Origin of the sequence: Craurococcus roseus, from assembly GCF_039523795.1 — a bacterium.
GTDB lineage: Bacteria > Pseudomonadota > Alphaproteobacteria > Acetobacterales > Acetobacteraceae > Craurococcus > Craurococcus roseus.
Window position 1 is genome coordinate 518,404 of record NZ_BAAAFZ010000008.1, and the last position, 20,454, is coordinate 538,857.

Consider the following 20,454-nt stretch of genomic DNA (forward strand, 5'->3'; position numbering starts at 1 on the left):
GGCGCGGCTCCCCGTCAGCCTCCCGTGGCGGCGAGCTTGGCCGCGATCTCCGCCACGTGGCGCCCTTGGAAGCGCGCCAGTTCCAGTTCGTTCCCGCTCGGCTGCCGCTCGCCCTTGCCGCCGGCGATGGTGGTGGCGCCGTAAGGGCTGCCGCCGGTGATCTCGTCCAGCCGCATCTGCCCCTTCGCGGCATAGGGCAATCCCACCAGCACCATGCCGTGGTGGAGCAGCATGGTGTGGATCGCCATCAAGGTGGTTTCCTGCCCACCGTGCTGGGAGGCGGTGGACGTGAAGGCGCTGCCCACCTTCCCCACCAGGGCGTTCCGCGCCCACAAGCCGCCGGTCTGGTCCCAGAATTGCGCCATCTGCGCCGCCATGCGGCCGTAGCGCGTCGGGGAACCGACGATGACGGCGTCATACTGGTCCAGCTCCTGCGGGTCGGCGAACGGCGCGGCCTGGTCCGTCTTCGCGCCGGACTTCGCCAGCACCTCGGGAGGAACGAGCTCGGCCACGCGCTTGATCGCCGCCTCGGCCCCGGCGCCCCGCGCGCCCTCCGCCAGGGCCTGCGCGATGCGCTCCACATGGCCGTACATCGAGTAGTAGAGCACCAGCACCTTCGCCATCGCCGCCTCCCGGAGATCCGTCCCGGGCCTTCATCGCCGCGGGGACGTGGACGTTCCGCCCGCCGCCGGTCAGCGGAGGAAGCGGTCGGCCTCCGCGTCGGGGCCGAGGCGCTGGCCGAGGTCGGCGTGGCCGTTCTCGAACGCCAGGTCCGCCGCCGTCCGGCCCTGGCCGTCGCGCCGCGCGGCGTCGGCGCCCAGTTCGAGCAGGAGCGCCACCATCTCCTCCGCGCCGGTCGAAGCGGCCAGCATCAGCGGCGTGCGGCCGTCCTCGCCCGCTTCGTCCAGCCGCCCGGGCGCCTCCGACGCCAAGCGGCGGAGGGCCGTCGCGTCGCCCCCTCGCACGGCGGCCAAAAGGGAATGCGCGCGTTCCGGCATGGGCCCTCTCCTCGGCATCCGCGGCCCTCAGGAACCGCGATAGGTCGTGTAGCTCCAAGGGGAGCACAGCAGCGGCACATGGTAGTGCCCCTGGCCTTCGGCGAGGAAGATGCGCACCGGGACGACGTCGTGGAACGGCGGGTCGGCGCCCAGGCCGCGGCGCCGGAAGTAGTCGCCCACGCCGAAGCGCAGCTCGTACCGGCCGGGCACGAAGGCCGCGGGCGGCAACAGCGCGCCCTCGGCGCGGCCGTCGGGCCCCGTCGCCGTCCGGAGGACCAGCTCCTCCGCCGGCTCCAGCCGCCACAGTTCTACCGGCACGCCCTCCGCCGGCACGCCTTGCGCCACGTTCAGGACATGGGTGGACAAGACGCTCGACTCCGCCATCGCCGTGGCCCTCCGGGTTGCAGCGCGCCATCATTGCGGCGACCGTGGCGGTCTCCAACATGGCCGGCATCCGAGGAGGCTCATATGGGCGAGGCATGGTCCGCCGTGGACGAAGCGCGGCAGTGGCGGCGTTTGATGGAAATGGGCGAGATCGGCGCCATAGCCGGCGGCGACGGCGCCAAGGGCGTGAACCGCGCCTGCCTCACCCCGCTGGACCGCAAGGCGCGGCGGCTGCTGATCTCCTGGGCGGAACCGCTCGGCCTCAAGCCTTCGGCCGACCGCCTCGGCAACCTGTTCCTGCGCCAGGAGGGCTCCGACCCGGACGCCGCGCCGGTCCTCAGCGGCAGCCACATGGACACCCAGCCGAACGGCGGGCGGTTCGACGGCATCTACGGCGTGATCGCGGCTTTGGAAGCGGTGCAGGCGTTGCGCGAAGCCGGTGCCGCGCCGCGCCGTCCGATCGAGATCGTCGCCTGGACCAACGAGGAGGGCGGGCGCTTCGCGCCGGGCTGCATGGGCAGCATGGCCTACGCCGGCTACCGCCCCCCCGACGCCTGGGACGCGGCGGAGGACCCGGACGGGGTGCGCTTCGGCGACGCGCTCCGCGAGCACCTGGCGGCCGAGAAGGACCTCCCGCGCCGCCCCCTGGGCGTCGTCGAGGGCCGCGCCCCGCACGCCTACGTGGAGGCGCATATCGAGCAGGGGCCGCGCCTGGAAGCCGAAGGCAAGGACATCGGCGTGGTGTCCGGCATCCAGGGCAGCCGCTGGTTCGTGGTGGAGCTGACGGGCGAAACCGCGCACGCCGGCACCGCGCCGCTCTCGCTGCGGCGGGACGCGGTGCAGGACATGGTCCGCGCGGTGGCCGCGTTGAACGAGCTGATGCGCGACCCTTCGGACGTGCTGCGCTTCACCGTCGGCCGGATCGAGGTGTCGCCCAACACCTCCAACAGCGTCGCCGACCGCGTCCGCTTCACCATCGACTTCCGCCACCCCTCGGCCGAAGTCCTCACCGAGCGCGGCGACGCCATCGAACGGACCGTGCGCGGCGCGGTGCGCGACTGCGGCGTTTCGGTGACGGAGCGCTTCAACGCCGCGCCCGTGGAGTTCAGCCCGGTGGTCACCGGCGCGGTGGAGCGCGCCGCGGCGGCACAGGGCTTGTCCGCGCTCCGGATGCCATCCGGCGCCTTCCACGACGCGCAGTTCATGGTGCCGCTCTGCCCCACGGGAATGGTCTTCGTGCCGTGCCGCAAGGGCGTCAGCCACAACCCGGCGGAATACTCCGACCCGGCGCAACTGGCGAAGGGGACGCGGGTGCTGGCGCAGGTGCTGGCGGAACTAGCGGCCTGACGGCGGCCGGGCGCGCGCCGGCCCGGCGTCAGCCGCCGGTGGCCTCGACATCCAGCGTCGCCCCGAAAGGCAGCGTGGCGAACGCCTCCGCCGGCACGCCGTGCCTCCCGCGCGCCGCCGCCAGCGCCGCCTCGGGCGCGTCGATCGCCTCGTCCGTCAGCCCGGCGAAGGTGCCGAAGTGCATCCCGAGGCTCCGCCGCGCGCCCAGCGCGAGGTGCGCCCGCACCGCCTCGCCCGGGTCCATGTGCTGGGTGCGCATGAACCAGCGCGGCTCGTAGGCGCCGATCGGCAACAGGGCGATGTCGAGGCGCGGGAAGCGGGCGCCGATCTCCGCGAAGTGGGGGCACCAGCCGGAGTCGCCGGCGAAGTAGACGCTGGCGCCGTCCTCGGCCTGCACCACGAATCCGCCCCACAGGGCGCGGTTGCGGTCCCAGGGCGTGCGCGCCGAGAAGTGTTGCGCCGGGACGTAGGTGACGCGGAGCGGGCCGAAGCGCGCTTCCTCCCACCAATCCAACTCGCGGGCGCCGCCGATGCCGGCCTTGGCCAAGTGCCGCGCGTTGCCGAGGCCGGTCGCCGCCGGCGGCTTCCAGCGGCGGCGCACCGCGCGCAGCGTAGGCAGGTCCAGGTGGTCGTAGTGGCAGTGGCTGACCAGCAGCAGGTCCACGCCGGGCAGCGCCTCCAAGGGCTGCCCCGGCGCCCGCGCCCGCTTCGGCCCGGCGAAGCGCAGCGGACTGGCGCGCGCGGACCAGATCGGGTCGAACAGCACGCAAAGGCCGCCGATCTGCACCAGGAAGGTCGCGTGGCCGATGAAGGTGGCGGCGATCCGCCCGGGCCCGACGCGCGCCGGCGCGGGCTGCGGCGGGTCCTCCACGCGGGCGGGCCAAGACTCCGGCGCGGCCATGCGCCGCCAACGCCACACGTCGCGCAGGGTCTTCACCGTGCTGCTGTGCGGGTTGCGGAAGACGCGCCCGTCCCAATGGTCGGACAACGGCCTCGCCGCGGTCACCGGCAGTCCAGCACCCGCACGTCGTAGACCGGGTGCTCCAGCATGCTCACGCCCGGCGCGTTGGCGAACATCCAGCCGCGGAACACCTGCTGGGCGCCGGCGGCGCGGCGGCTGTCCGTCATCTCCAGGAAAGCGGCGGCGTCCGGCACCTCGTCAGGCGGCCGGGCGTTGCAGGCCCGGACCAGGATGCTCAGCGTGCCGTATTGCGCCGCTTGGCCCACGTTCGCGCGCAACACGGAGATACGAGCCGTCACCTTGTCCAGCACCTGCAGTTCCGCTTCGCGGCGCGGCACCCAATCCTGCTGCGCCGCGGCGGGCGCCGCACCGGCCAGGAGCGCCGCGAGCGCGGCGGGCAATCCCCTCACCGCTCCGCCGGGGGCCGCTTCGGGCTCGGCAGCGCGGCCACCAGATCGGACAGGATGCGGCGCATCGCGTCCTCGTCCACGCCCATCAGCACCGCATCCTCGAAGGCGTCGCGCAGCACCTGCGCCGCTTCCGCGTGGTTCTCAGCGAGCACCTTCAGCTTCTCCCGGCAGGACACGGGTTCGCCGCCGACACCGGGCCACACGGCGGGCGGGTCCAGGCTCACCGCGGCGCGGCGCCGCCGCTGCCCGCGGCCGCCCCTTGCGCCCCCTCCTGCTGGTTTTGGGCGTTGGAGTTGATCTGGGTCACGGAGAAGATGAAGCGGCCGAGCAGCGCTTCCAGGCTCACCGACCCCTGCGTCTGGGTGATGCGCCCGCCGTCGGCGAGCACCTTGTCGCTGCCGCCCGGCACCAAGGACACGTAGCGCCCGCCGAGCAGCCCCTCGGACGTGACCTCGGCGGAGGTGTCGTCCGGCAGCTTGAGCCCGCCGTCCACCCGCAGGGTGAGTTCCGCGCTGAAAGTCTGCGGGTCGATGCGCGTTTCGGTGACGCTGCCCACGCGCACCCCAGCGATGCGGACGTCGGTGCCGTTCGAGATGCCGTCTATGCGGTCGAACCGCGCGGTGAGCCGCGTGCCGTCGCCGCCGCCGACGATCGCGGTCCCGCGCCCGCTGTTCAGCACGGCGTAACCGAGGAACAGCAGGGCGACGGCGAGGATCACGGCGCCGGTCGCGATTTCGGCCAAGCTTCGTCCCTGCATGGATCAGATCCCGCCCGTCACGACCCGGGCGTCCATGCCTCGTAGTCCCCGCCGTTCGAGCGCTGCCGGCCGCCGACGTAATCGTGGCCGACCGGGCGGTACGCCGCTGGCGTCCCGGTCAGGTTCGGCTGGTGCTCCTTCTGCCAGGCGTAGCGCTTCGTCTCCGAAAGCGGCGCGTCCGTGGTGTGGTGCAGCCAAGCGTGCCACTCGGGCGGCACCTTCGTCGCCTCCGCGTCCCCGGCGTAGAGCACCCAGCGGCGCGCCCGGTTGTAGACGGGCAGCGTGCGCTTGCCCTCGTAGTACACGTTGCCGAAACGGTCGGTGCCGACCTTGCGGCCCGAAATGGCCGAAGTGAGGCGGAGCATGAAAGACATCGTTGGCGGGTAGCCTTTGCGGGTGCGGCCGAGATGGGGCGGGACACTCGCACACGCAACGCTGCGGCGCAAAAGCGCGCACCCAGCGGCCCGGTCCACCGGATGTTGCGCCGCCGGCGCCGGCCCGGCACCAAATACGGCCTTCCCGAGGCCGCCGAGCCGTCCTAGCATCCAACCATGGCTTCCACCCGAGGCACCCTCTGGGACGGCGTGGCGCTGCGCCGGACGCGCGCGGCGGCCGATCCCGACTCGCCGCCCCGCGCCATCGCGCTGCCCGCCGCGTGGGACGAAGGGGCCGCCGCGGCGCTCGCGTCGCTGGCCCCCGGCGCCGGCCCGGCCTCCCTGCCCCGCTCGGCCGAAGCGTGGATCGCGCGTGCCGCCGACGGCGCCCCGGACCTTGCCGAAACGTTGCGCGCGCTGCTGCTGTCCCGCCGCGGCTGCCCCGGCGCCGAAGCATGGCGCGGCGGCAAGGCAGGGGCCGAACCGCCGCGCTTCGTGCTGAACCTGCCCGCCTTCTTGGAAGCGGACGGAAGCTTCGACGCCGCGGGCTACGCCGAGGCTTGCGCCGCCGCCGTCCGCGCCCTGGACCGGCTCGCTGGCGGCCGAGCGCGGCGGCTGCGCCTCGGCTTCGCGGACCTGGCCGGGCTGCTCGCCGGACTCGGCCTCCCCTACGACTCGCCGGAGTCCCGCGCGGTCGCCGCCGCCGTGACGGCCCTGACGCGCGGCGCGGCCGAAGCCGAGTCGGGCCGCATGGCCGAACGCCTCGGCGCGCTGGAGCCGGTCGCGCTCACTTGGCCCGTTCCGCCGGCCGAGACGCCCGTGCCCGGCCTCGCCGAAGCGGCGCGCGCGGCCCTCGACGCTGCCGCCGCCTCGCCCGGCCTGCGCCACGCGGCGCTCGTCGGCTTGGCGCCGCCGGATGCGGCGGAAGCGCTGCTCAGTGCCGGCACGGGCGGGATCGCGCCCGCGGCGGCCGACCCTTCGGTGCCCGAGGCGGCCCGGCGAGCGATGCGCGAAGCGGTCTCGCCATTCCTGCACGCGCCGCTCCCGGCCCCCGCGGCCTCGCCCGGCGAAGCGCGGCGCCCCCCTCGACAAGCGCCGCCCCGTCGCCAAACCGGCACGGTGCTGCGCGTCTCGGTCGGCGGCCACAAGGTCGCGCTCCGCACCGCCGAGGACGCGGAGGGCCGCCTTGTCGAGATCGCCTTCACCCTGTCTAAGGAAGGCGCCGCCTACCGCAGCCTGATGGAGGGCTTCGCGCACAGCGTGTCGCTCGGGCTCCAGCGCGGCGTGCCGCTGGCGGAGTACGTGGACGCCTTCGCCTACACCCGCTTCGGCCCGGCCGGCGCTGTGGAGGGCGATCCGGCCATCTCCCGCGCCACCTCCGTGCTGGATTGGGCCTTCCGCCGGCTCGCGCTCGACCACCTCGACCGGCACGACCTGCCGCAGCCTTCCGAAGAGGACTGCTTACCCGACAGCCTCGGCACCGCAGCGCAACAAGCGCCCCTGCTGCCGATGGATCTTCCGCAAACGCCGGCCTCGGCCAGCCCGCGCACCCGGCGGCGAGCGCTGCGGCTGGTGGGCTGAAGGAGGAGACGCGCCTTGACCGGAGCGGGACGCATCGAAGCGCGGCTGCGCGAACTCGGCATCGCCCTGCCGGAGCCGGCGGCGCCGCTCGCCAATTACGTGCCCTATACGATGGACAACGGCTTGGTCGTCGTCTCCGGGCAAATCCCGTTGCGCGAAGGCCGCATCGCCTACACCGGCAAGCTCGGTGCCGGGGTGTCGGTCGAGGACGGGCAGGCGGCGGCCCGGCTCTGCTTCGTCAACGTCCTGGCCCAGCTCCACGCGGCCTGCGGCGGCGACCTGGACCGGGTGCGCCGCGTCATGCGCCTCGGCGGCTTCATCGCCGCGCCGCCGGAGTTCACGGAGCACGCGCGGGTGATGAACGGCGCCTCGGACCTCGCCGTGGAGGTGTTCGGCGACGCCGGCCGCCACGCCCGCTCCACGATCGGCGTGCCGTCATTGCCGGGGAACGCCGCGGTGGAGGTCGAGGGTCTTTTCGCCATAAGCTGATGGCCGGCTCCGCCGAAACGCGCGGCGTCCCGCCGCGATGAGTCCGCCGGAGAGGACAAACCGGACCGCGCCCCCATGTGGTGGATACCGCTCTGGCCACGGCGGGGCCGCGCCGCCGCCCCGCGCCGTGCCGACTTGCCCTTCAGCATGACGGACGCGATGCCCGAACTCTCCTTGTCCTTGCACAAAAGCATCGCGGACGTGCCGGCGGAAGAGTGGGACGCCTGCGCTGGCGGCGCCAATCCCTTCGTTTCGCACGCCTTCCTCCTTGCGCTGGAGGAGAGCGGCAGCGCTACCGCCGGCACCGGCTGGCTGCCGCAGCACGCGGCGCTGCGCGACGGGAGCGGCCGGCTCGTCGCCTGCGCGCCCTGCTACGCCAAGAGCCACAGCCAGGGCGAGTACGTCTTCGATTACGGCTGGGCCGACGCCTACGAGCGCGCCGGCGGCGACTACTACCCGAAGCTCCAGGTCTGCGCGCCCTTCAGCCCCGTCCCCGGCCCGCGCCTGCTGGTGCGCGAAGGGTCGGGCGTGCCGGCGGCGACGCTGGCGCGGGGGCTGGCGCAGGCCTGCGGGCAGCTCGGCCTGTCCTCCGTCCACGTCACCTTCTGCGAGGAAGCGGAGTGGGACGCGCTCGGCGAGGCCGGCTGGCTGCAACGCCTCGGCACCCAGTTCCACTGGCACAACCAGGGTTACGGCGGCTTCGACGACTTCCTCGGCGCCCTGTCGTCGCGCAAGCGCAAGGCCATCAAGCGCGAGCGGCGCGACGCGGCGGCGTCGGGCTACACGCTCCGGACCTTGCGCGGGCGCGAGATCACGCCGGCGCACTGGAAGGCGTTCCACCGCTTCTACCGCAGCACCACCGACAAGAAATGGGGCCGCAGCGCCTACCTGACGCCGCGCTTCTGGCCGCTGATGGCGGAGGCGCTGGGCGACGCCGTGGTGCTGATGGTGGCGGAACGGGACGGCCAGCCGGTGGCCGGCGCGCTGAACCTGCTCGGCCGGTACGCGCTGTACGGGCGCAATTGGGGCACGGTGGTGGACGCGCCCTTCCTGCACTTCGAACTCTGCTACTACCGCGCCATCGACTTCGCCATCGAGCACGGCGTTTCGCGCGTGGAAGCCGGCGCGCAGGGCGAGCACAAGATCCAGCGCGGCTACCTCCCCTGCCCGACCTACTCCGCGCACTGGATCGAGCACGTCGGGCTCCGGCGCGCGGTGGGCGACTTCCTGGCGCGCGAGCGGCCGGCGATGCGGCGCGAGATGGAGGCGCTGGCGGAGTTGTCGCCCTTCCGCCGGGACGGCGAGGCGGACTGACGACCGCGCCGCCGCCCGTCCTGGCCTACGCGCAGCTCGCCGCGTCCATGGCGCTGGTGGGCGCCAACGTCGCCGTGGCGAAGGTGCTGTCCGAGGCGCTGCCCATCGCCGTGGTCGCCTTCCTGCGTTGCGTGCTGGCCTGCCTGGTGCTGTGGCCGCTGGCGCGCGTCCGGGACGGGGCGGGCGCGGTGCCCGGCCGCGCGCTGCGCCTCAACCTGGCGCTCCAGGCGGTGTTCGGCACCGCCATCTACAACGCCGGCCTCCTCGCGGGGCTGCGCCTCACGGGCGCCCTGGAGGCCGGGCTGGTCCTCTCCACCCTGCCCGCCGTCGTCGCGCTCGGCGCCGCCGCGTGGCTGCGCGAGACGGTGCCGGCGCGCGTCTGGGCGGCGGTGGCGCTGGCCGTGGCCGCGATGGGCGCCATAACCGTGGCGCGCACCGACGGGGCCGCCGGCGACGGCAGCGCCTTGGGCAACCTGCTCGTCTTCGCGGGCGTGTGCGGCGAAGCCATCTACGTGCTGCTGGCGCGCCGCATCGCGGGCCGGGTGCCCGTGCTCACCGCGAGCCTTTGGATGCAAGCCTGGAGCGCGGCGGTGCTGCTGCCCTTCGCGCTGCCGGGTCTGGACGCGGTCGGGGCGCTGGCCGCATCGCCCGGCCTCGCCGGGCTGCTGCTGTTCCACAGCCTCACCGCGAGCGTGCTGTGCGTGGTGCTCTGGTACGCCGGGCTGCGGCGCGTGCCGGCCGGCGTCGCGGGGTTGTTCACCGCCTTCCTGCCCGCGACGGCCGCCTTCGTTGCGGTGTCGGTGCTCGGCGAGCCGTTCTCGGCCTTGCACGCCGCGGCGTTCGGGCTGATGGGCGCGAGCCTCCTGCTCGCCGTGCTCGCGCGCCGATAGGACCACGCCCCCCGAACTTGCGGCCCCTCCACCCGTTTCGGCACTCTACGAGCCCCGCTGCGGAGCCATGCCCGCCGCGGTCGCCGCCACCGGCAGGCCGGAGAAACGCCAGTGAAGCGCGATAGCAAGTTCAACATGTCGTATTGGGCGGCCGCCGCGCTGGCGATCCTGCTGATCCAGTACGTCGTGTCCCTCGGCCAGCAGGTCGCGACCATCCCTTACAGCCAGTTCCAGCAACTCGTGCGGGACGGCAAGGTGGTGGAGGCCGGCGTTTCCGACCGCTTCATACAGGGCACCCTCAAGGAGCCGCTGCCCGGCGGCGAAACGCGCTTCGCCACCACGCGCGTCGAGCCCGAGATCGCCGAGGAGCTGGACCGCCACGGCGTGCGCTACACCGGCCGCATCGAGAGCACGCTGTTCCGCGACATCCTCTCGCTGCTCCTGCCGATAGCGCTCTTCGTGGGCGTGTGGGTCTTCCTCAGCCGCCGCATGGGGGCGCAGGGCGGGCTCATGCAGATCGGCAAGAGCAAGGCCAAGGTCTACGTCGAGTCCGACACCGGCGTCACCTTCGCCGACGTCGCGGGGGTGGACGAGGCCAAGGACGAGCTGCGGGAGATCGTGGACTTCCTCAAGGAACCCGACCGCTACGGCCGGCTCGGCGGCCGGATGCCTAAGGGCGTGCTGCTGGTGGGCCCGCCCGGCACCGGCAAGACCCTGCTCGCCAAGGCGGTGGCGGGCGAGGCGAAGGTGCCCTTCTTCTCCATCTCCGGCGCCGAGTTCGTGGAGATGTTCGTGGGCGTCGGCGCGGCCCGCGTGCGGGACCTGTTCGAGCAGGCGCGCGGCAAGGCGCCCGCCATCATCTTCATCGACGAGCTGGACGCGCTCGGCCGCGCCCGCGGCGTCGGCGGCCCATACGCCGGCGGGCACTCGGAGGCGGAGCAGACGCTGAACCAGCTCCTGGTGGAGATGGACGGCTTCGACTCGCGCTCCGGCCTCGTCATCATCGCCGCCACCAACCGGCCGGAGATCCTCGACCCGGCGCTGCTGCGCGCCGGCCGCTTCGACAGGCAGGTGCTGGTGGACCGGCCGGACAAGGGCGGGCGCGTGCAGATCCTCAACGTCCACCTGCGCAAGGTGAAGCTCGCCCCGGAGGTGGACGCGGAGAAGGTGGCGGCGCTGACGCCGGGCTTCACGGGCGCCGACCTCGCCAACCTCGCCAACGAGGCGGCGCTGCTGGCGACGCGGCGCGGCGCCGAGGCCGTCACCATGGCCGACTTCAACAACGCCGTGGAGCGCATCATCGCCGGCCTGGAGAAGCGCAACCGGCTGCTCAACCCGCGCGAGCGCGAGATCGTCGCCCACCACGAGATGGGCCACGCGCTGGTCGCGCTCGCCCTGCCCGGCGCCGATCCGGTCCACAAGGTTTCCATCATCCCGCGCGGCGTCGGCGCCCTCGGCTACACCATCCAGCGTCCGACGGAGGACCGCTTCCTGATGACGCGCGAGGAGCTGGAGCACAAGATGATGGTGCTGCTCGGCGGGCGCGCGGCGGAGCTGCTGGTCTACAACCACCTCTCCACCGGCGCCTCCGACGACCTCCGGCGCGTCACGGACATCGCCCGCGGCATGGTGACGCGCTATGGCATGTCGGAGCGGCTCGGCAACGTCGCCTACGAGCGCGACGGGCGGAGCTTCCTCGCCGGCCAGGACGGGATGGTGGGGCCGCGCGAACGCGACTACGGCGAGGAGACCGGCAACGCCATCGACGCCGAGGTGCGCGGCATCGTGGACGGCGTGCTGGAGCGCACCCTCGACCTGCTGCGGGAGCGCCGCGACGCGCTGGAGCGCTCCGCCCGACGCCTCTTGGAGAAGGAAACGCTGGACGAGGCGGAACTGCTGACCTTCGCCGGCCGCGCCCCGGCCGGCCCGGCGGGGGCGGCCCAGCCCGTGCCGGCCAAGTAGCGCGACGGCGCCCCGCCGCCGCGGCTCAGGCGGCGGCCGGTCGCTCCTCGAGGGCGGCGGCCATGGCGTCCTCCGCGCGCTCCAGCCAGGTGAACTCCAGCCGCGCGCGCGCGTCCTCCGGGATCTCCTCGTAATCCTTGCGGTTACGCGCCGGCATCAGCACGCGCTTGAGCCCGGCCCGCGCCGCCGCGGTCGCCTTCTCCTTGATCCCGCCCACCGGCAGCACCAGCCCGCGCAGGCTGATCTCGCCCGTCATCGCCGTGTCGCTCCGCACCGTGCGGCCGGTGAGCAGCGAGGCCAACGCGGTGAACATGGCCACGCCCGCGCTCGGCCCGTCCTTGGGCGTCGCGCCGGCGGGCACGTGGATGTGGATGTCGGATTTCTCGAACATCCCCGGGTCGACGCCGAGGGACTCCGCCCGGCTCTTGACTAGGCTCAACGCCGCCTGCGCGCTTTCGCGCATCACGTCGCCGAGCTGGCCGGTGAGGATCAGCCGGCCCGAACCGGGCGTCCGCGTCGCCTCGATGAACAGGATGTCGCCGCCCACCGGCGTCCAGGCGAGGCCCGTGGCCACCCCCGGCACCGAGGTCCGCATCGCCACCTCGTCCTCGAAGCGCGGCGGGCCGAGGACGGCGGCGAGTTCCCCCTCCCCGATCCGCACGCTCTCCGCGCTGCCCTCCGCGATCCGCACAGCGGCGTGGCGCATGGCGCGCCCGATCTCGCGTTCCAGCCCGCGCACGCCCGCCTCGCGGGTGTAGGACCGGATGATCGCCCGCAGCGCGTCGTCGTCGATCTCCGCCTGCTCCGGCTTCAGGCCGTTCGCCTCCAACTGCCGGCGCACGAGGTAGCGGCGCGCGATCTGGAGCTTCTCGCCCTCCGTGTAGCCGCTGAGGTCGATGATCTCCATCCGGTCGCGCAGCGGCCCCGGGATGGTGTCCAGCATGTTGGCGGTGGCGATGAACACCACGCGCGACAGGTCGAAGGGCACGCCGAGGTAGTTGTCGCGGAAGCTGTTGTTCTGCTCCGGGTCCAGCACCTCCAGCATGGCGGCCGAGGGGTCGCCCTGGATGCCGCGGCCCATCTTGTCGATCTCGTCCAGCATCATCACGCAGTTCCGCGCGCCCGCCTTGCGGATGCCCTGTATGATGTTGCCGGGCAACGCGCCGATGTAGGTGCGCCGGTGCCCCCTGATCTCCGCCTCGTCGTGGACGCCGCCGAGCGAGACGCGCGTGAACGGACGCCCCATCGCCCGCGCTATGGATTGGCCGAGCGAGGTCTTGCCCACGCCAGGCGGCCCGACGAAGCACAGGATCGGCGCCTTGCCCTCCGGCGCGAGCTTGCGCACCGCCAGGTACTCGACGATGCGCCGCTTGATCTTCTCCAGCCCGAAGTGGTCCTCGTCGAGGATGCGCCGCGCCTCCTGGATGTCGATCGGCTTCTCCTCCGGCAGCCGCCAGGGCAGCTCGGTCATCCAATCAAGGTAGGTGCGGACCATGCCGTGCTCGGGCGAGGCCTCCGGCATCCGCTCCAACCGGCGCAGCTCCTTGCGCGCCGCCTGCTCCACCTCCGCCGGCATCCCCGCCTTGACGATGGCCTCGTCGATCTCCTTCAGTTCGGCCGACTTGCCCCCGTCCTCGCCGAGCTGGCGCTGGATGGAGGCCATCTGCTCGCGCAGGATCGCCTCGCGCTGGCGCTGGTCGAGGCTGGCGCGCGTCTGCCGGCCGATCTCCGCGGACAGCCGCAGCACCTCGATCCGTCCCGCGAGCGAGCGCGAGACGCGGTCGAGCCGCGCCACCAGGTCCACCGTCTCCAGCATCTCCTGCTTCTCGTCCGGCGGCACGTCGAGCAGCGCCGCGGCGAGGTCGGCCAACGCGGCCGGCGAGTCCAGCGCCTGAACCGTGGCGGCCAAACCCTCTGGCGCCTGCGGCAAGAGCTGCAACGCCTCCGCCGCCTGCCGCTTCAGGTTGAGGAAGCGCGCCTCCACCTCCGGCGTGCGCGTGTCCGGCTCCTCGATCCGGACCACGCCGGCGGCGATGAAGGGCCGCTCGCCCACCCAGTCGAGCACGCGGAAGCGCTGCACGCCCTGGCAGACAAGTTGGTGCGTGCCATCCGGCGTGGTCACCAACCGAAGGATATTGGCGACGGTGCCCATGCGGTGCAGATCGCCCGGCGAGGGCTCCTGCACCTGCGGGTCGCGCTGCATGAGCACGCCGATCTGCTGGCCTTCGCGCATGGCGTGCTGCACGGCGGCGACCGAGACCTGCCGGTTCACGGCCAAGGGCAGCACGGCCCCGGGGAACAGCACGGTCTCGCGCACCGGCAGGATGGCCAGCGCGTCCTGCGGCAGCTTGGCGTCGCCGCCGTTCCCGCCGCCCGCGGCGGGGCCGAGGTCGGGCGCGCGGACGAGGCGGTCGCGGTGGTTGTTCATTCCAGGTCCTCCGGGCTCAACCGGCCTTTTCGAGCCGGACCAGCAGGCAGCCCTCGGCGAAGGAGCGCCGGACCGCGGCATTGTAGCGCCCGGGCGGCAGCGGCACGCGGCGCTCGAAGCGCCCCTGCGGCAATTCCATGCGGTGGATGGCGGCGCCGCGGAGTTCGGGCGGCAACGCGCGCACGCCGGCCACGAAGAGCGTCCCGTCCTCGATCGCGGCCTCCACCGCGTCCGGGTCCACGCCCGGCAGCGCGACGAGGATCAGCACCTCGCGCTCCGTCTCGAGGACGTCGGCCGGCGGCTGCCACGCCGGGAGCCGCGACGCCGCCCGGCTCGGCTCGAAGAATTGGCGGTGCAGGCGCTCGGCGCGCGCGAGCATCTCGCAGGCGTCGGCCCACATCCAAGCGCCACCGCGGGCGGCATCGTCCCTCGCCATGTGCGGGAGTCCCTTTCGCGTCGCGGGCGCACCGGGGCCGCCCGCGGTCAATGGCGACAGAAAGCGCCACCGTCGGCTCCGTTCCCCATCGCTGGGCCAACGGAAGGCCGCCGCTAAGGTGGCAAGCCGCTACAGCTCGATCAACCTCTGGCGCAGCCCCCGCGCCACCGCCTCCGCGCGCGTCGCCACGCCGAGCTTCCGGAACACCGCTTCGAGGTGGAATTTCACCGTGTGCGCGGAGATGCCGAGCCGCCGGGCCACCGCCTTGTTGCTGGCGCCTTCGCCGACCATGGCGAGGATCTCCACCTCCCGCGGCGTGAGCAGCGGCGCGCCGGGCGCCTCGTCCCGCGCGAAACCCGGCGACGCCGGCGGCGCGACGGCGTCCGGCAACCGGACGACGAGCCCGGCCGCGGCTGCGGCGACCGCCGCCCGCACCTGCCGCGCCGAAGCGTTTCTGGGCAGCACCGAAACCGTGGGTTCCGCTCCGGGCGCCGCGTGGTCGGCCAGCAGCACCAGCGGGCCGCTGGCGAGGGCCGGGGCATCCTCGCCCGGCGCCAGATCCACCAGCGCGACGTCCCAGGGCGCCTCCGTGGCGCGCGCCAAGCCGTGCCCGCCCTCGGCCAGCAGCGCCGCCAAGCCGCGGCGCCGCGCCGGGTCCTTCGCCTCCAGCAGCACCACCAACGCTCCGCCCCCGCGACCGCCCGCCGGGCGGCCCGGCCCTTCTCCGGTCACGCCGCCGCGGCGGCCGGGCGGGGCGCCGGGGTGACGGCCACGGCACGGACCTCGCCGGCGCGCATGAGGCGCAGCTCCGTTTCCTGCCCGACCCGCTCCGGCCCCAGCAGCGCCGCCAAGCCCCGCGGCCGGTCCACGGACACGCCGCCGAAGGCGAGCAGGATGTCGCCGGGCAGCACGCCTGCCTGCTCCGCCGGCCCACCCGCCGCCAGTCCGACCACCATCAACCCGCTCTCCCGCCCCCCGGCGGCCTCCCGCAACGCCGCCGGCACCTCCACCGGCTGCAAGCCCAGCCCGAGCCAAGCGCGCCCGACCCGCCCGTGCGAGAGGATGGGGTCGAGCACCCGCTCCACCGTCTCGTGCGGGATCACCAGCGCGCGCCCGCGCGGGCCGGCGGTGGACATGCCGAGCAGGGCGCCCGCGGCGTCGAGCACCGGCCCGCCCTCCTCGGACGATCCGAGCCGCCCGTCCAGCCGCAGCAGCCGGTCGATGCGCCCGCCGGCCAGGCTGTGCCACGCCGGGCCGGTGGCGTGGACGGTCGCCAAGCGCGCCGTGGGCCGCCCGCCCTCGCCCGCGCCGACCAGCAGCGCGAGCATCCCCGGCGCCTGCTCGCCTTCGGAGCGCCGCATCCGCGCCGGCGCCCCCTCCCCTTCCACACGCAGCACGGCGACGTTGGTGCCGGGATCGTCGCCGGCCAGCGTCGCCGCGCGCGCCTCCCCGCCACCGACGGAAACCGCGTAGCGCTCGGGGTTGCGCGGCAGCGCCTGGCGCGAGGTCACGACCACGCCCGGCCGCCACAGGATGCCGGCGAGCCGCCGCCAACGGCCGGCGTCCACCGCCGCGAGCACGGGCGCGGCGTCGGCCACCGTCGCGGCGGCGGCGGCGGAGAGTCGGGCCAGGAAGTCGTCTGCCTGCGGTGCGGCGGTCGTCATCGGCGCGTCTCCCAACGGTGCGTGCGCCCAAGATGATGACGCGACGCGCCGCGTCCCATCGGCCGTTCGTCCGGGATGCCCCCGGACGTATGGCCGGGCCGCCCCCGCCGCGGCCGCGTCCCACATCGATTCCCCGACAACGCCCACCGGAACGCACCGCCATGCCGCTCGACAGCGCTCCCGCCGCCGCACCGCCCGCCGCCATCACCGACGAGGACGCGCTCGACCCCTACTCCGCGCGAGTGGTCGCCGCTTACGAGGAGGTCGGCCCGGCCGTGGTCCACGTCACCGCCCGCCGCGCCGACGGCCGGCCAGGCGGCGGCCAGGGCTCCGGCGTGCTGTTCACCCCGGACGGCTACGCGCTCACCAACAGCCACGTCGTGGAAGGCGCCGCCTCGCTGCGCGTTTCCCTGCTCGACGGCCGCGAACTGCCGGCCGAGCTGGTCGGGCGCGACGCCGACACCGACATCGCCCTGCTCCGCATCGGCGGCGCCGGCGGCCACGCGCACGCGCGCCTCGGCTCCTCCGCGCGGCTCCGGGTCGGGCAGATGGCGGTCGCCATCGGCAACCCCTTCGGCTTCCAGTGCACGGTGACGGCCGGCATCGTCAGCGCGCTCGGCCGCACGCTGCGCGCCCGCTCCGGCCGGCGCATCGACAGCGTGGTCCAGACGGACGCGCCGCTGAACCCCGGCAACTCCGGCGGCCCGCTGGTGGACGGCGCCGGGCGCGTGGTCGGCATCAACACGGCCATGATAGCCGGCGGCCAGGGCATCTGCTTCGCGGTCGGCATCGACACCGCCATCGATGTGGCGACGCGGCTGATGCGCGACGGCCGCGTGCGCCGCGCCTTCCTCGGCGTGTCGGCGCAAACCGTGCCGCTGGAGCGGCGCGTCGCCCGCGCCAACGGGGTGGAGCAAGCCTCGGCCGCCCTGGTGTCGGAGGTGCAGCCGGACGGCCCCGCCGCGCTCGCCGGGCTGCGCGCGGGCGACGCGGTGGTCGCCCTCGACGGCGAAGCGGTCTCCGGCGTGGACGACCTGCACCGCGCCCTCACCGCCGAACGCATCGGCCGGCCGCTGCGGGTGGACATCCTGCGCCGCGCCCGGCGCGACGCGGTGACGGCGGTGCCGCGCGAAGCAACCTGAACGGCTCACCCAGGGCCGGCGCGGCGGCCGCCGTCCCCGCCCCGCCCCTCCTCGAACGGTTCGGCGCCTCCCACCCGCAACGCCAAAGCCACCGGCACCGCCGCGGCGCAGAGCAACGCCATCGCCCAGTATCCCCCGCCGCCGAAGCGCCCGTAGAGCGGCCCCGACGCCAGCGTCAGCGCCGCCATCGCCGCCCCGGTGCCGAACACGGCGTAGGCCGACTGCGCGGTCGCCGCCGCCGAGCCGGGCACCACCCGCGCGATCACCGCCATCGCCGCGAGGTGCTGCGCCGCGAAGGTCAACCCGTGCAGCGGCTGCACCAGGAACATCGCCGGCGCCCAGGCCGTCGCCGCCATCACCGACCAGCGCAACGCGCCCGCCCCGGCGGCGAGGGCGAGCAGCCCGCCCGGCCCGAGCCGCGCCAGCAGCGGGCGCCCGAGCAAAAAGAACACCGCCACCTCGGAAGCGACGGACACCGACCACAGCAGCCCGATCGCGTCGGCCTCGATCCCCGCCGCCTGCCAGCGCAAGGTGGCGAAGCCGGTGTAGAAGGCGTGGCTGCCCGAAACCAAAGCCGACACCAGCAGCAAGCGCCGGAAGGCCGGGATGGCGAGCAGCGCCCGCGTCCTCCCCGTTGCCGGCGCCGCCTCCGCCTCGCGCCGGACGCCCGGCCGCGGCGGAGCGGCGCCCGCGGGCGGTCGGGGCAGCAGCAGCAAGGCCCCGGCCGCGAGCGCGAACAGGCCCGCGTTCAGCCCGAGCACCACGACGGCCACGCCGGCTTCCTCCACGGCCCGCCCGGCGAGCGCCGCCCCGGCGATGAAGGCCGCCGCCCCCGCCCCGCGCACCACGCCGTAGTCGAAGCCGCCGCTCCCGCGGGGCCGGGCGGCGGCGCGCACCGCCAAGGCGTCCGGCAACGGGCCGAGCGGCCCGGTCGCCGCGTGCTGGACCACACCGACCGCCAACAGCAACGCCGCCGAGCCGACGGGCACCAATCCATAGCCGAGGCCGGACGCCGCCCCGGCCAGGAGCAGCGCCGCCAGCACCGCCCGCGGCGCGCCGAGCCGGTCGGTGAGCGCGCCGGCCAGCGGCATCGAGAGGAGCCGCGCCGCGATGCCGAGCGCGAGCAGCACCCCGATCTGCTCCGCCGTGGCGCCCCGTTCGGCGAGCACGGCCGGCAGGAACGGGCTGAGCACGCCCCAGCCGCCGTAAAGCACGACGTAGAGCAGCAGGTACGCGGGAAAGGCGCCCACCGCTCAGCCGCCGCGCCGGAGCGGCGCCGGGCGCGGCCACGGGTCGGTGGCGGTCAACCGTAGTGGTGGCGGCAGGCCGCGATCTCGATCCGCTGCTCCGCCCCGCGCCCGACCACCCTGTAAACCAGCCGATGTTCCTGCGTGATGCGGCGGGACCAGAAGCCGGCCAAGTCGCCCCGCAACGGCTCCGGCTTGCCCAAGCCCTCGAAGGGGCTCCGCCGGGCGGACTCGATCAAACCGTTGATGCGGAGCAGGGTCTTCGGATCGGTTCGCGCCCACTCCCGGTAGTCCACCCAGGCTCCCGGCGCGAAAAGGACCTGCACCCGGTCAGCCCGCGGCGTCCTCCGTCGCCGGCTGGATCAGCGCCCGCTCCTCGCCGAGCCCGGCGTTCAAAGCCTTGATGTTCTCCAGCAGCCGCGCCGCATTGTGCGGGTTGCTCAAAAGGTGGACCGTTTCCCGCCACCCCTCGAACTCCTCTTCCGACAGCAACACCATGTTCGCCCGCCCGGTCCGCGTGACCAGCAACGGCGCGCGGCTGCTCTCCGCCTCGTCGAAGAAACGGGCGAGGTTTGCACGGAACTCGGTGAAGGAAACCTGGGTCACGGCCGGAAGTCTCCTGGCTATCTGTACATATTTATGTACATAAAATTTTCGGGTCAAGGCCAATGGCTCCGATCACGCCGGGCCGCGCGGCACCGTGTTCTCCGGCACCGAAAGCCCGCCGCGCCCGCGGCTACTCCGCCGCTTCGCGTCCAGCGGCCCGCCCGGTCCCCCGCCCGGCGTACCCGTCCCGCCCCTGCGGCGACCTCCACCCCGGCACCTTCGATGCCACCAGCGTCCGCAGCACCTGCGCCGCCCGACCCCGGCCGCCGAGGCCGCACGGCACCGTCATGCCCAGGAAGCCGGCATCGGCGAGGGCGCGCACCGCATCCCAAGGGTAAGCCTCGTCGCGGTCGATGGCCGCCGTCCGCGGCGCGGCGACGGCCCGCGCGAACGCGTTTGGAGCGCGCCCTCCTCCTACATGCCGGGCCGCACCTGTTTCCTCCCCGACCGTGCCGCCCGCGAGCATCGCCCGCCCCACCCACCGGGCCAGAAATGCTGGCGAAACCGGAACAAAAAAGGTACAATGATCGGGCGCGAACGCGGGCTGCGCCGCCTGTCCGAAGCGGCGGTGACGATGGGCGGGCGAAGGTGGGGGTGCGGCGATGTGGGCGGGCATGACGACGACCGAGCACGACGCCACCGCCTTCGAAAAGCGCCACAAGCCGACCGGCATCCGCTTGGCGCGGCCGGAGCCGGTGCCCCACACCAATCCGGCTGGCCCATGGCTTCTCCAGTCCCGGCCGGGCGCAGGCTGGGCCGCCGAGCTCAAGATCACCTACGTGCGGCCCGACCTGCGCGCTCGCGGGCTAGCCACCACCTACCGGGGGCTGCGGGACGATGAGCGCTTCCGGCGCGAGTTTGGGTACCATTCTACACTCGACCGGGCGGTGCCGGTGGGGCCGAGTGGACCGGTGCCGTGGGACGCGGCGCTGGTCGAGGTCTTCGCCATCCTGTTCTTCATCGTGCACGACACAGGCGGGTTTCGTCGGGGCAAGCCGGCCTACCCGGACAAGATCGAACTGAAGGCTCCCGAGCTGCGGGGCACCGTCGTCACCAACAAGTACGCGCAGGCTTGGTCGTGACCTGTCGGCACACGCCCATGGACTCGCCCCGGTTCGCCATGCCGGGCCGGCCCACGGCATTTGTCCGAAATCGACAAAACCGCCACCGCGCGCACCCGCGAAGCAACCGCGCCGGTTCCGCCGCACACCGGTCCATCCGACACCTCGGACCGTCGCATTCGTCCGAACGCGACACACGCCCGAAAACCGCGCCGCCTTGCTGCTACTCGTATGGCGACACCGCCGCCGCCCTGCGGAGGGCGGACCGCAGCACGCCCGCCGTCCACGCCGCGGCATTTGTCCGAACACCGCACGCCCGTCCGAAAACCAAGCCGCGCAGCCCTCCCCCGGCCCGCGGGGCGACGCCGCCGCCGGCCCTGGGCGCCACCTCGCGCAGAGGCAA

At 74.1% G+C, this 20,454-nt stretch carries 24 protein-coding genes; 8 read left to right on the forward strand and 16 right to left on the reverse strand.

The window, feature by feature from the left end:
- Positions 1 to 14 precede the first annotated feature (14 nt).
- The 3 genes from wrbA to uraH form a co-directional block, all read right to left on the reverse strand.
- The gene (gene wrbA / locus ABD067_RS05395; protein WP_343894142.1) at positions 15 to 623 is read right to left on the reverse strand and encodes an NAD(P)H:quinone oxidoreductase; all 609 of its coding nucleotides are present in this window, start codon (positions 621 to 623) and stop codon (positions 15 to 17) included.
- Between the two features lie 69 nt (positions 624 to 692).
- Complete coding sequence (locus ABD067_RS05400) at positions 693 to 998, reverse strand: ankyrin repeat domain-containing protein (protein ID WP_343894143.1); 306 nt, start codon at positions 996 to 998, stop codon at positions 693 to 695.
- 27 nt (positions 999 to 1,025) lie between these two features.
- Positions 1,026 to 1,382 carry a hydroxyisourate hydrolase gene (gene uraH, locus ABD067_RS05405; RefSeq protein ID WP_343894144.1) on the reverse strand — a complete coding sequence of 119 codons (357 nt, stop codon included), beginning with the start codon at positions 1,380 to 1,382 and terminating at the stop codon, positions 1,026 to 1,028.
- Between the two features lie 84 nt (positions 1,383 to 1,466).
- Between uraH and ABD067_RS05410 the strand changes: the two genes are divergently transcribed.
- Positions 1,467 to 2,729, forward strand: a complete 1,263-nt coding sequence (locus tag ABD067_RS05410; RefSeq protein ID WP_343894145.1) for a M20 family metallo-hydrolase — start codon at positions 1,467 to 1,469, stop codon at positions 2,727 to 2,729.
- Positions 2,730 to 2,757: 28 nt separating this feature from the next.
- Here ABD067_RS05410 and ABD067_RS05415 read toward each other — a convergent pair whose 3' ends face one another.
- Genes ABD067_RS05415 through ABD067_RS05435 form a run of 5 tightly spaced genes read right to left on the reverse strand, consistent with a single transcriptional unit; the run spans position 2,758 to position 5,231 of the window.
- The gene (locus tag ABD067_RS05415; RefSeq protein WP_343894146.1) at positions 2,758 to 3,735 is read right to left on the reverse strand and encodes an MBL fold metallo-hydrolase; all 978 of its coding nucleotides are present in this window, start codon (positions 3,733 to 3,735) and stop codon (positions 2,758 to 2,760) included.
- A complete protein-coding gene (locus ABD067_RS05420) occupies positions 3,732 to 4,100 on the reverse strand; it encodes a DUF2155 domain-containing protein (protein ID WP_343894147.1) in 369 nt (122 codons plus the stop codon). Before ABD067_RS05420 ends, ABD067_RS05415 begins: the two co-directional genes overlap by 4 nt.
- Complete coding sequence (locus ABD067_RS05425) at positions 4,097 to 4,324, reverse strand: hypothetical protein (RefSeq protein WP_408871509.1); 228 nt, start codon at positions 4,322 to 4,324, stop codon at positions 4,097 to 4,099. The genes ABD067_RS05420 and ABD067_RS05425 overlap by 4 nt, the downstream gene beginning before the upstream one ends.
- On the reverse strand, positions 4,321 to 4,857 hold the full coding sequence (gene mlaD / locus ABD067_RS05430; RefSeq protein ID WP_343894148.1) for an outer membrane lipid asymmetry maintenance protein MlaD: 537 nt from the start codon (positions 4,855 to 4,857) through the stop codon (positions 4,321 to 4,323). The genes ABD067_RS05425 and mlaD overlap by 4 nt, the downstream gene beginning before the upstream one ends.
- Before the next feature lie 17 nt (positions 4,858 to 4,874).
- Entirely contained in the window at positions 4,875 to 5,231 is a 357-nt protein-coding gene (locus ABD067_RS05435) for an NADH:ubiquinone oxidoreductase subunit NDUFA12 (RefSeq protein ID WP_343894149.1), read from the reverse strand.
- A gap of 177 nt (positions 5,232 to 5,408) precedes the next feature.
- Here ABD067_RS05435 and ABD067_RS05440 point away from each other — a divergent pair, with 177 nt between their 5' ends.
- From ABD067_RS05440 to ftsH, 5 genes are all read left to right on the forward strand, one after another.
- Positions 5,409 to 6,812 carry a TSCPD domain-containing protein gene (locus ABD067_RS05440; RefSeq protein ID WP_343894150.1) on the forward strand — a complete coding sequence of 468 codons (1,404 nt, stop codon included), beginning with the start codon at positions 5,409 to 5,411 and terminating at the stop codon, positions 6,810 to 6,812.
- A 15-nt stretch (positions 6,813 to 6,827) separates the two neighbouring features.
- Positions 6,828 to 7,301, forward strand: a complete 474-nt coding sequence (locus ABD067_RS05445; protein WP_343894151.1) for a RidA family protein — start codon at positions 6,828 to 6,830, stop codon at positions 7,299 to 7,301.
- Positions 7,302 to 7,448: 147 nt separating this feature from the next.
- Positions 7,449 to 8,615: a GNAT family N-acetyltransferase gene (locus ABD067_RS05450; RefSeq protein WP_343894189.1), complete on the forward strand. Its 1,167-nt coding sequence runs from the start codon at positions 7,449 to 7,451 to the stop codon at positions 8,613 to 8,615.
- A 47-nt stretch (positions 8,616 to 8,662) separates the two neighbouring features.
- A complete protein-coding gene (locus tag ABD067_RS05455; protein WP_343894152.1) occupies positions 8,663 to 9,505 on the forward strand; it encodes a DMT family transporter in 843 nt (280 codons plus the stop codon).
- A gap of 111 nt (positions 9,506 to 9,616) precedes the next feature.
- A complete protein-coding gene (gene ftsH, locus ABD067_RS05460; protein WP_343894154.1) occupies positions 9,617 to 11,467 on the forward strand; it encodes an ATP-dependent zinc metalloprotease FtsH in 1,851 nt (616 codons plus the stop codon).
- A 25-nt stretch (positions 11,468 to 11,492) separates the two neighbouring features.
- Here the strand turns inward: ftsH and lon are convergent, their stop codons facing one another.
- From lon to ABD067_RS05480, 4 genes are all read right to left on the reverse strand, one after another.
- Positions 11,493 to 13,895: an endopeptidase La gene (lon, locus tag ABD067_RS05465; protein WP_343894156.1), complete on the reverse strand. Its 2,403-nt coding sequence runs from the start codon at positions 13,893 to 13,895 to the stop codon at positions 11,493 to 11,495.
- A gap of 16 nt (positions 13,896 to 13,911) precedes the next feature.
- The gene (locus tag ABD067_RS05470; protein WP_343894157.1) at positions 13,912 to 14,331 is read right to left on the reverse strand and encodes an Hsp20/alpha crystallin family protein; all 420 of its coding nucleotides are present in this window, start codon (positions 14,329 to 14,331) and stop codon (positions 13,912 to 13,914) included.
- Positions 14,332 to 14,460: 129 nt separating this feature from the next.
- Entirely contained in the window at positions 14,461 to 15,009 is a 549-nt protein-coding gene (locus tag ABD067_RS05475; RefSeq protein ID WP_343894158.1) for a helix-turn-helix transcriptional regulator, read from the reverse strand.
- Positions 15,010 to 15,059: 50 nt separating this feature from the next.
- Entirely contained in the window at positions 15,060 to 15,995 is a 936-nt protein-coding gene (locus tag ABD067_RS05480; RefSeq protein WP_343894159.1) for a S1C family serine protease, read from the reverse strand.
- A gap of 161 nt (positions 15,996 to 16,156) precedes the next feature.
- Here ABD067_RS05480 and ABD067_RS05485 point away from each other — a divergent pair, with 161 nt between their 5' ends.
- Positions 16,157 to 17,137 carry a S1C family serine protease gene (locus ABD067_RS05485; RefSeq protein ID WP_343894160.1) on the forward strand — a complete coding sequence of 327 codons (981 nt, stop codon included), beginning with the start codon at positions 16,157 to 16,159 and terminating at the stop codon, positions 17,135 to 17,137.
- A gap of 5 nt (positions 17,138 to 17,142) precedes the next feature.
- On the opposite strand, the gene ABD067_RS05490 is transcribed toward ABD067_RS05485, so the two are convergent.
- The 4 genes from ABD067_RS05490 to ABD067_RS05505 all read right to left on the reverse strand — a co-directional run bounded on the left by ABD067_RS05490 (position 17,143) and on the right by ABD067_RS05505 (position 19,663).
- Positions 17,143 to 18,387: an MFS transporter gene (locus ABD067_RS05490; protein ID WP_343894161.1), complete on the reverse strand. Its 1,245-nt coding sequence runs from the start codon at positions 18,385 to 18,387 to the stop codon at positions 17,143 to 17,145.
- A gap of 53 nt (positions 18,388 to 18,440) precedes the next feature.
- On the reverse strand, positions 18,441 to 18,710 hold the full coding sequence (locus ABD067_RS05495) for a Txe/YoeB family addiction module toxin (protein WP_343894162.1): 270 nt from the start codon (positions 18,708 to 18,710) through the stop codon (positions 18,441 to 18,443).
- 4 nt (positions 18,711 to 18,714) lie between these two features.
- The gene (locus ABD067_RS05500; RefSeq protein WP_343894163.1) at positions 18,715 to 18,990 is read right to left on the reverse strand and encodes a type II toxin-antitoxin system Phd/YefM family antitoxin; all 276 of its coding nucleotides are present in this window, start codon (positions 18,988 to 18,990) and stop codon (positions 18,715 to 18,717) included.
- A 130-nt stretch (positions 18,991 to 19,120) separates the two neighbouring features.
- Positions 19,121 to 19,663 carry an acyl-CoA dehydrogenase family protein gene (locus tag ABD067_RS05505; RefSeq protein WP_343894164.1) on the reverse strand — a complete coding sequence of 181 codons (543 nt, stop codon included), beginning with the start codon at positions 19,661 to 19,663 and terminating at the stop codon, positions 19,121 to 19,123.
- On the opposite strand from ABD067_RS05505, the gene ABD067_RS05510 reads away from it, so the two are divergent.
- Positions 19,605 to 20,072: a hypothetical protein gene (locus ABD067_RS05510; protein ID WP_343894165.1), complete on the forward strand. Its 468-nt coding sequence runs from the start codon at positions 19,605 to 19,607 to the stop codon at positions 20,070 to 20,072. The two genes, ABD067_RS05505 and ABD067_RS05510, sit on opposite strands and share 59 nt — an antisense overlap.
- Positions 20,073 to 20,454 lie beyond the last annotated feature (382 nt).

What these genes read in the sequence shown, in the direction of transcription:
- wrbA (WP_343894142.1), bottom strand. Translation starts at nt 623, where the DNA reads ATGGCGAAGGTGCTGGTGCTCTACTACTCGATGTACGGCCATGTGGAG.
- ABD067_RS05400 (WP_343894143.1), bottom strand. Translation starts at nt 998, where the DNA reads ATGCCGGAACGCGCGCATTCCCTTTTGGCCGCCGTGCGAGGGGGCGAC.
- uraH (WP_343894144.1), bottom strand. Translation starts at nt 1,382, where the DNA reads ATGGCGGAGTCGAGCGTCTTGTCCACCCATGTCCTGAACGTGGCGCAA.
- ABD067_RS05410 (WP_343894145.1), top strand. Translation starts at nt 1,467, where the DNA reads ATGGGCGAGGCATGGTCCGCCGTGGACGAAGCGCGGCAGTGGCGGCGT.
- mlaD (WP_343894148.1), bottom strand. Translation starts at nt 4,857, where the DNA reads ATGCAGGGACGAAGCTTGGCCGAAATCGCGACCGGCGCCGTGATCCTC.
- ABD067_RS05435 (WP_343894149.1), bottom strand. Translation starts at nt 5,231, where the DNA reads ATGTCTTTCATGCTCCGCCTCACTTCGGCCATTTCGGGCCGCAAGGTC.
- ABD067_RS05440 (WP_343894150.1), top strand. Translation starts at nt 5,409, where the DNA reads ATGGCTTCCACCCGAGGCACCCTCTGGGACGGCGTGGCGCTGCGCCGG.
- ABD067_RS05450 (WP_343894189.1), top strand. Translation starts at nt 7,449, where the DNA reads ATGACGGACGCGATGCCCGAACTCTCCTTGTCCTTGCACAAAAGCATC.
- ABD067_RS05455 (WP_343894152.1), top strand. Translation starts at nt 8,663, where the DNA reads ATGGCGCTGGTGGGCGCCAACGTCGCCGTGGCGAAGGTGCTGTCCGAG.
- lon (WP_343894156.1), bottom strand. Translation starts at nt 13,895, where the DNA reads ATGAACAACCACCGCGACCGCCTCGTCCGCGCGCCCGACCTCGGCCCC.
- ABD067_RS05470 (WP_343894157.1), bottom strand. Translation starts at nt 14,331, where the DNA reads ATGGCGAGGGACGATGCCGCCCGCGGTGGCGCTTGGATGTGGGCCGAC.
- ABD067_RS05480 (WP_343894159.1), bottom strand. Translation starts at nt 15,995, where the DNA reads ATGACGACCGCCGCACCGCAGGCAGACGACTTCCTGGCCCGACTCTCC.
- ABD067_RS05485 (WP_343894160.1), top strand. Translation starts at nt 16,157, where the DNA reads ATGCCGCTCGACAGCGCTCCCGCCGCCGCACCGCCCGCCGCCATCACC.
- ABD067_RS05510 (WP_343894165.1), top strand. Translation starts at nt 19,605, where the DNA reads ATGACGACGACCGAGCACGACGCCACCGCCTTCGAAAAGCGCCACAAG.
- ABD067_RS05505 (WP_343894164.1), bottom strand. Translation starts at nt 19,663, where the DNA reads ATGCCGGTCGGCTTGTGGCGCTTTTCGAAGGCGGTGGCGTCGTGCTCG.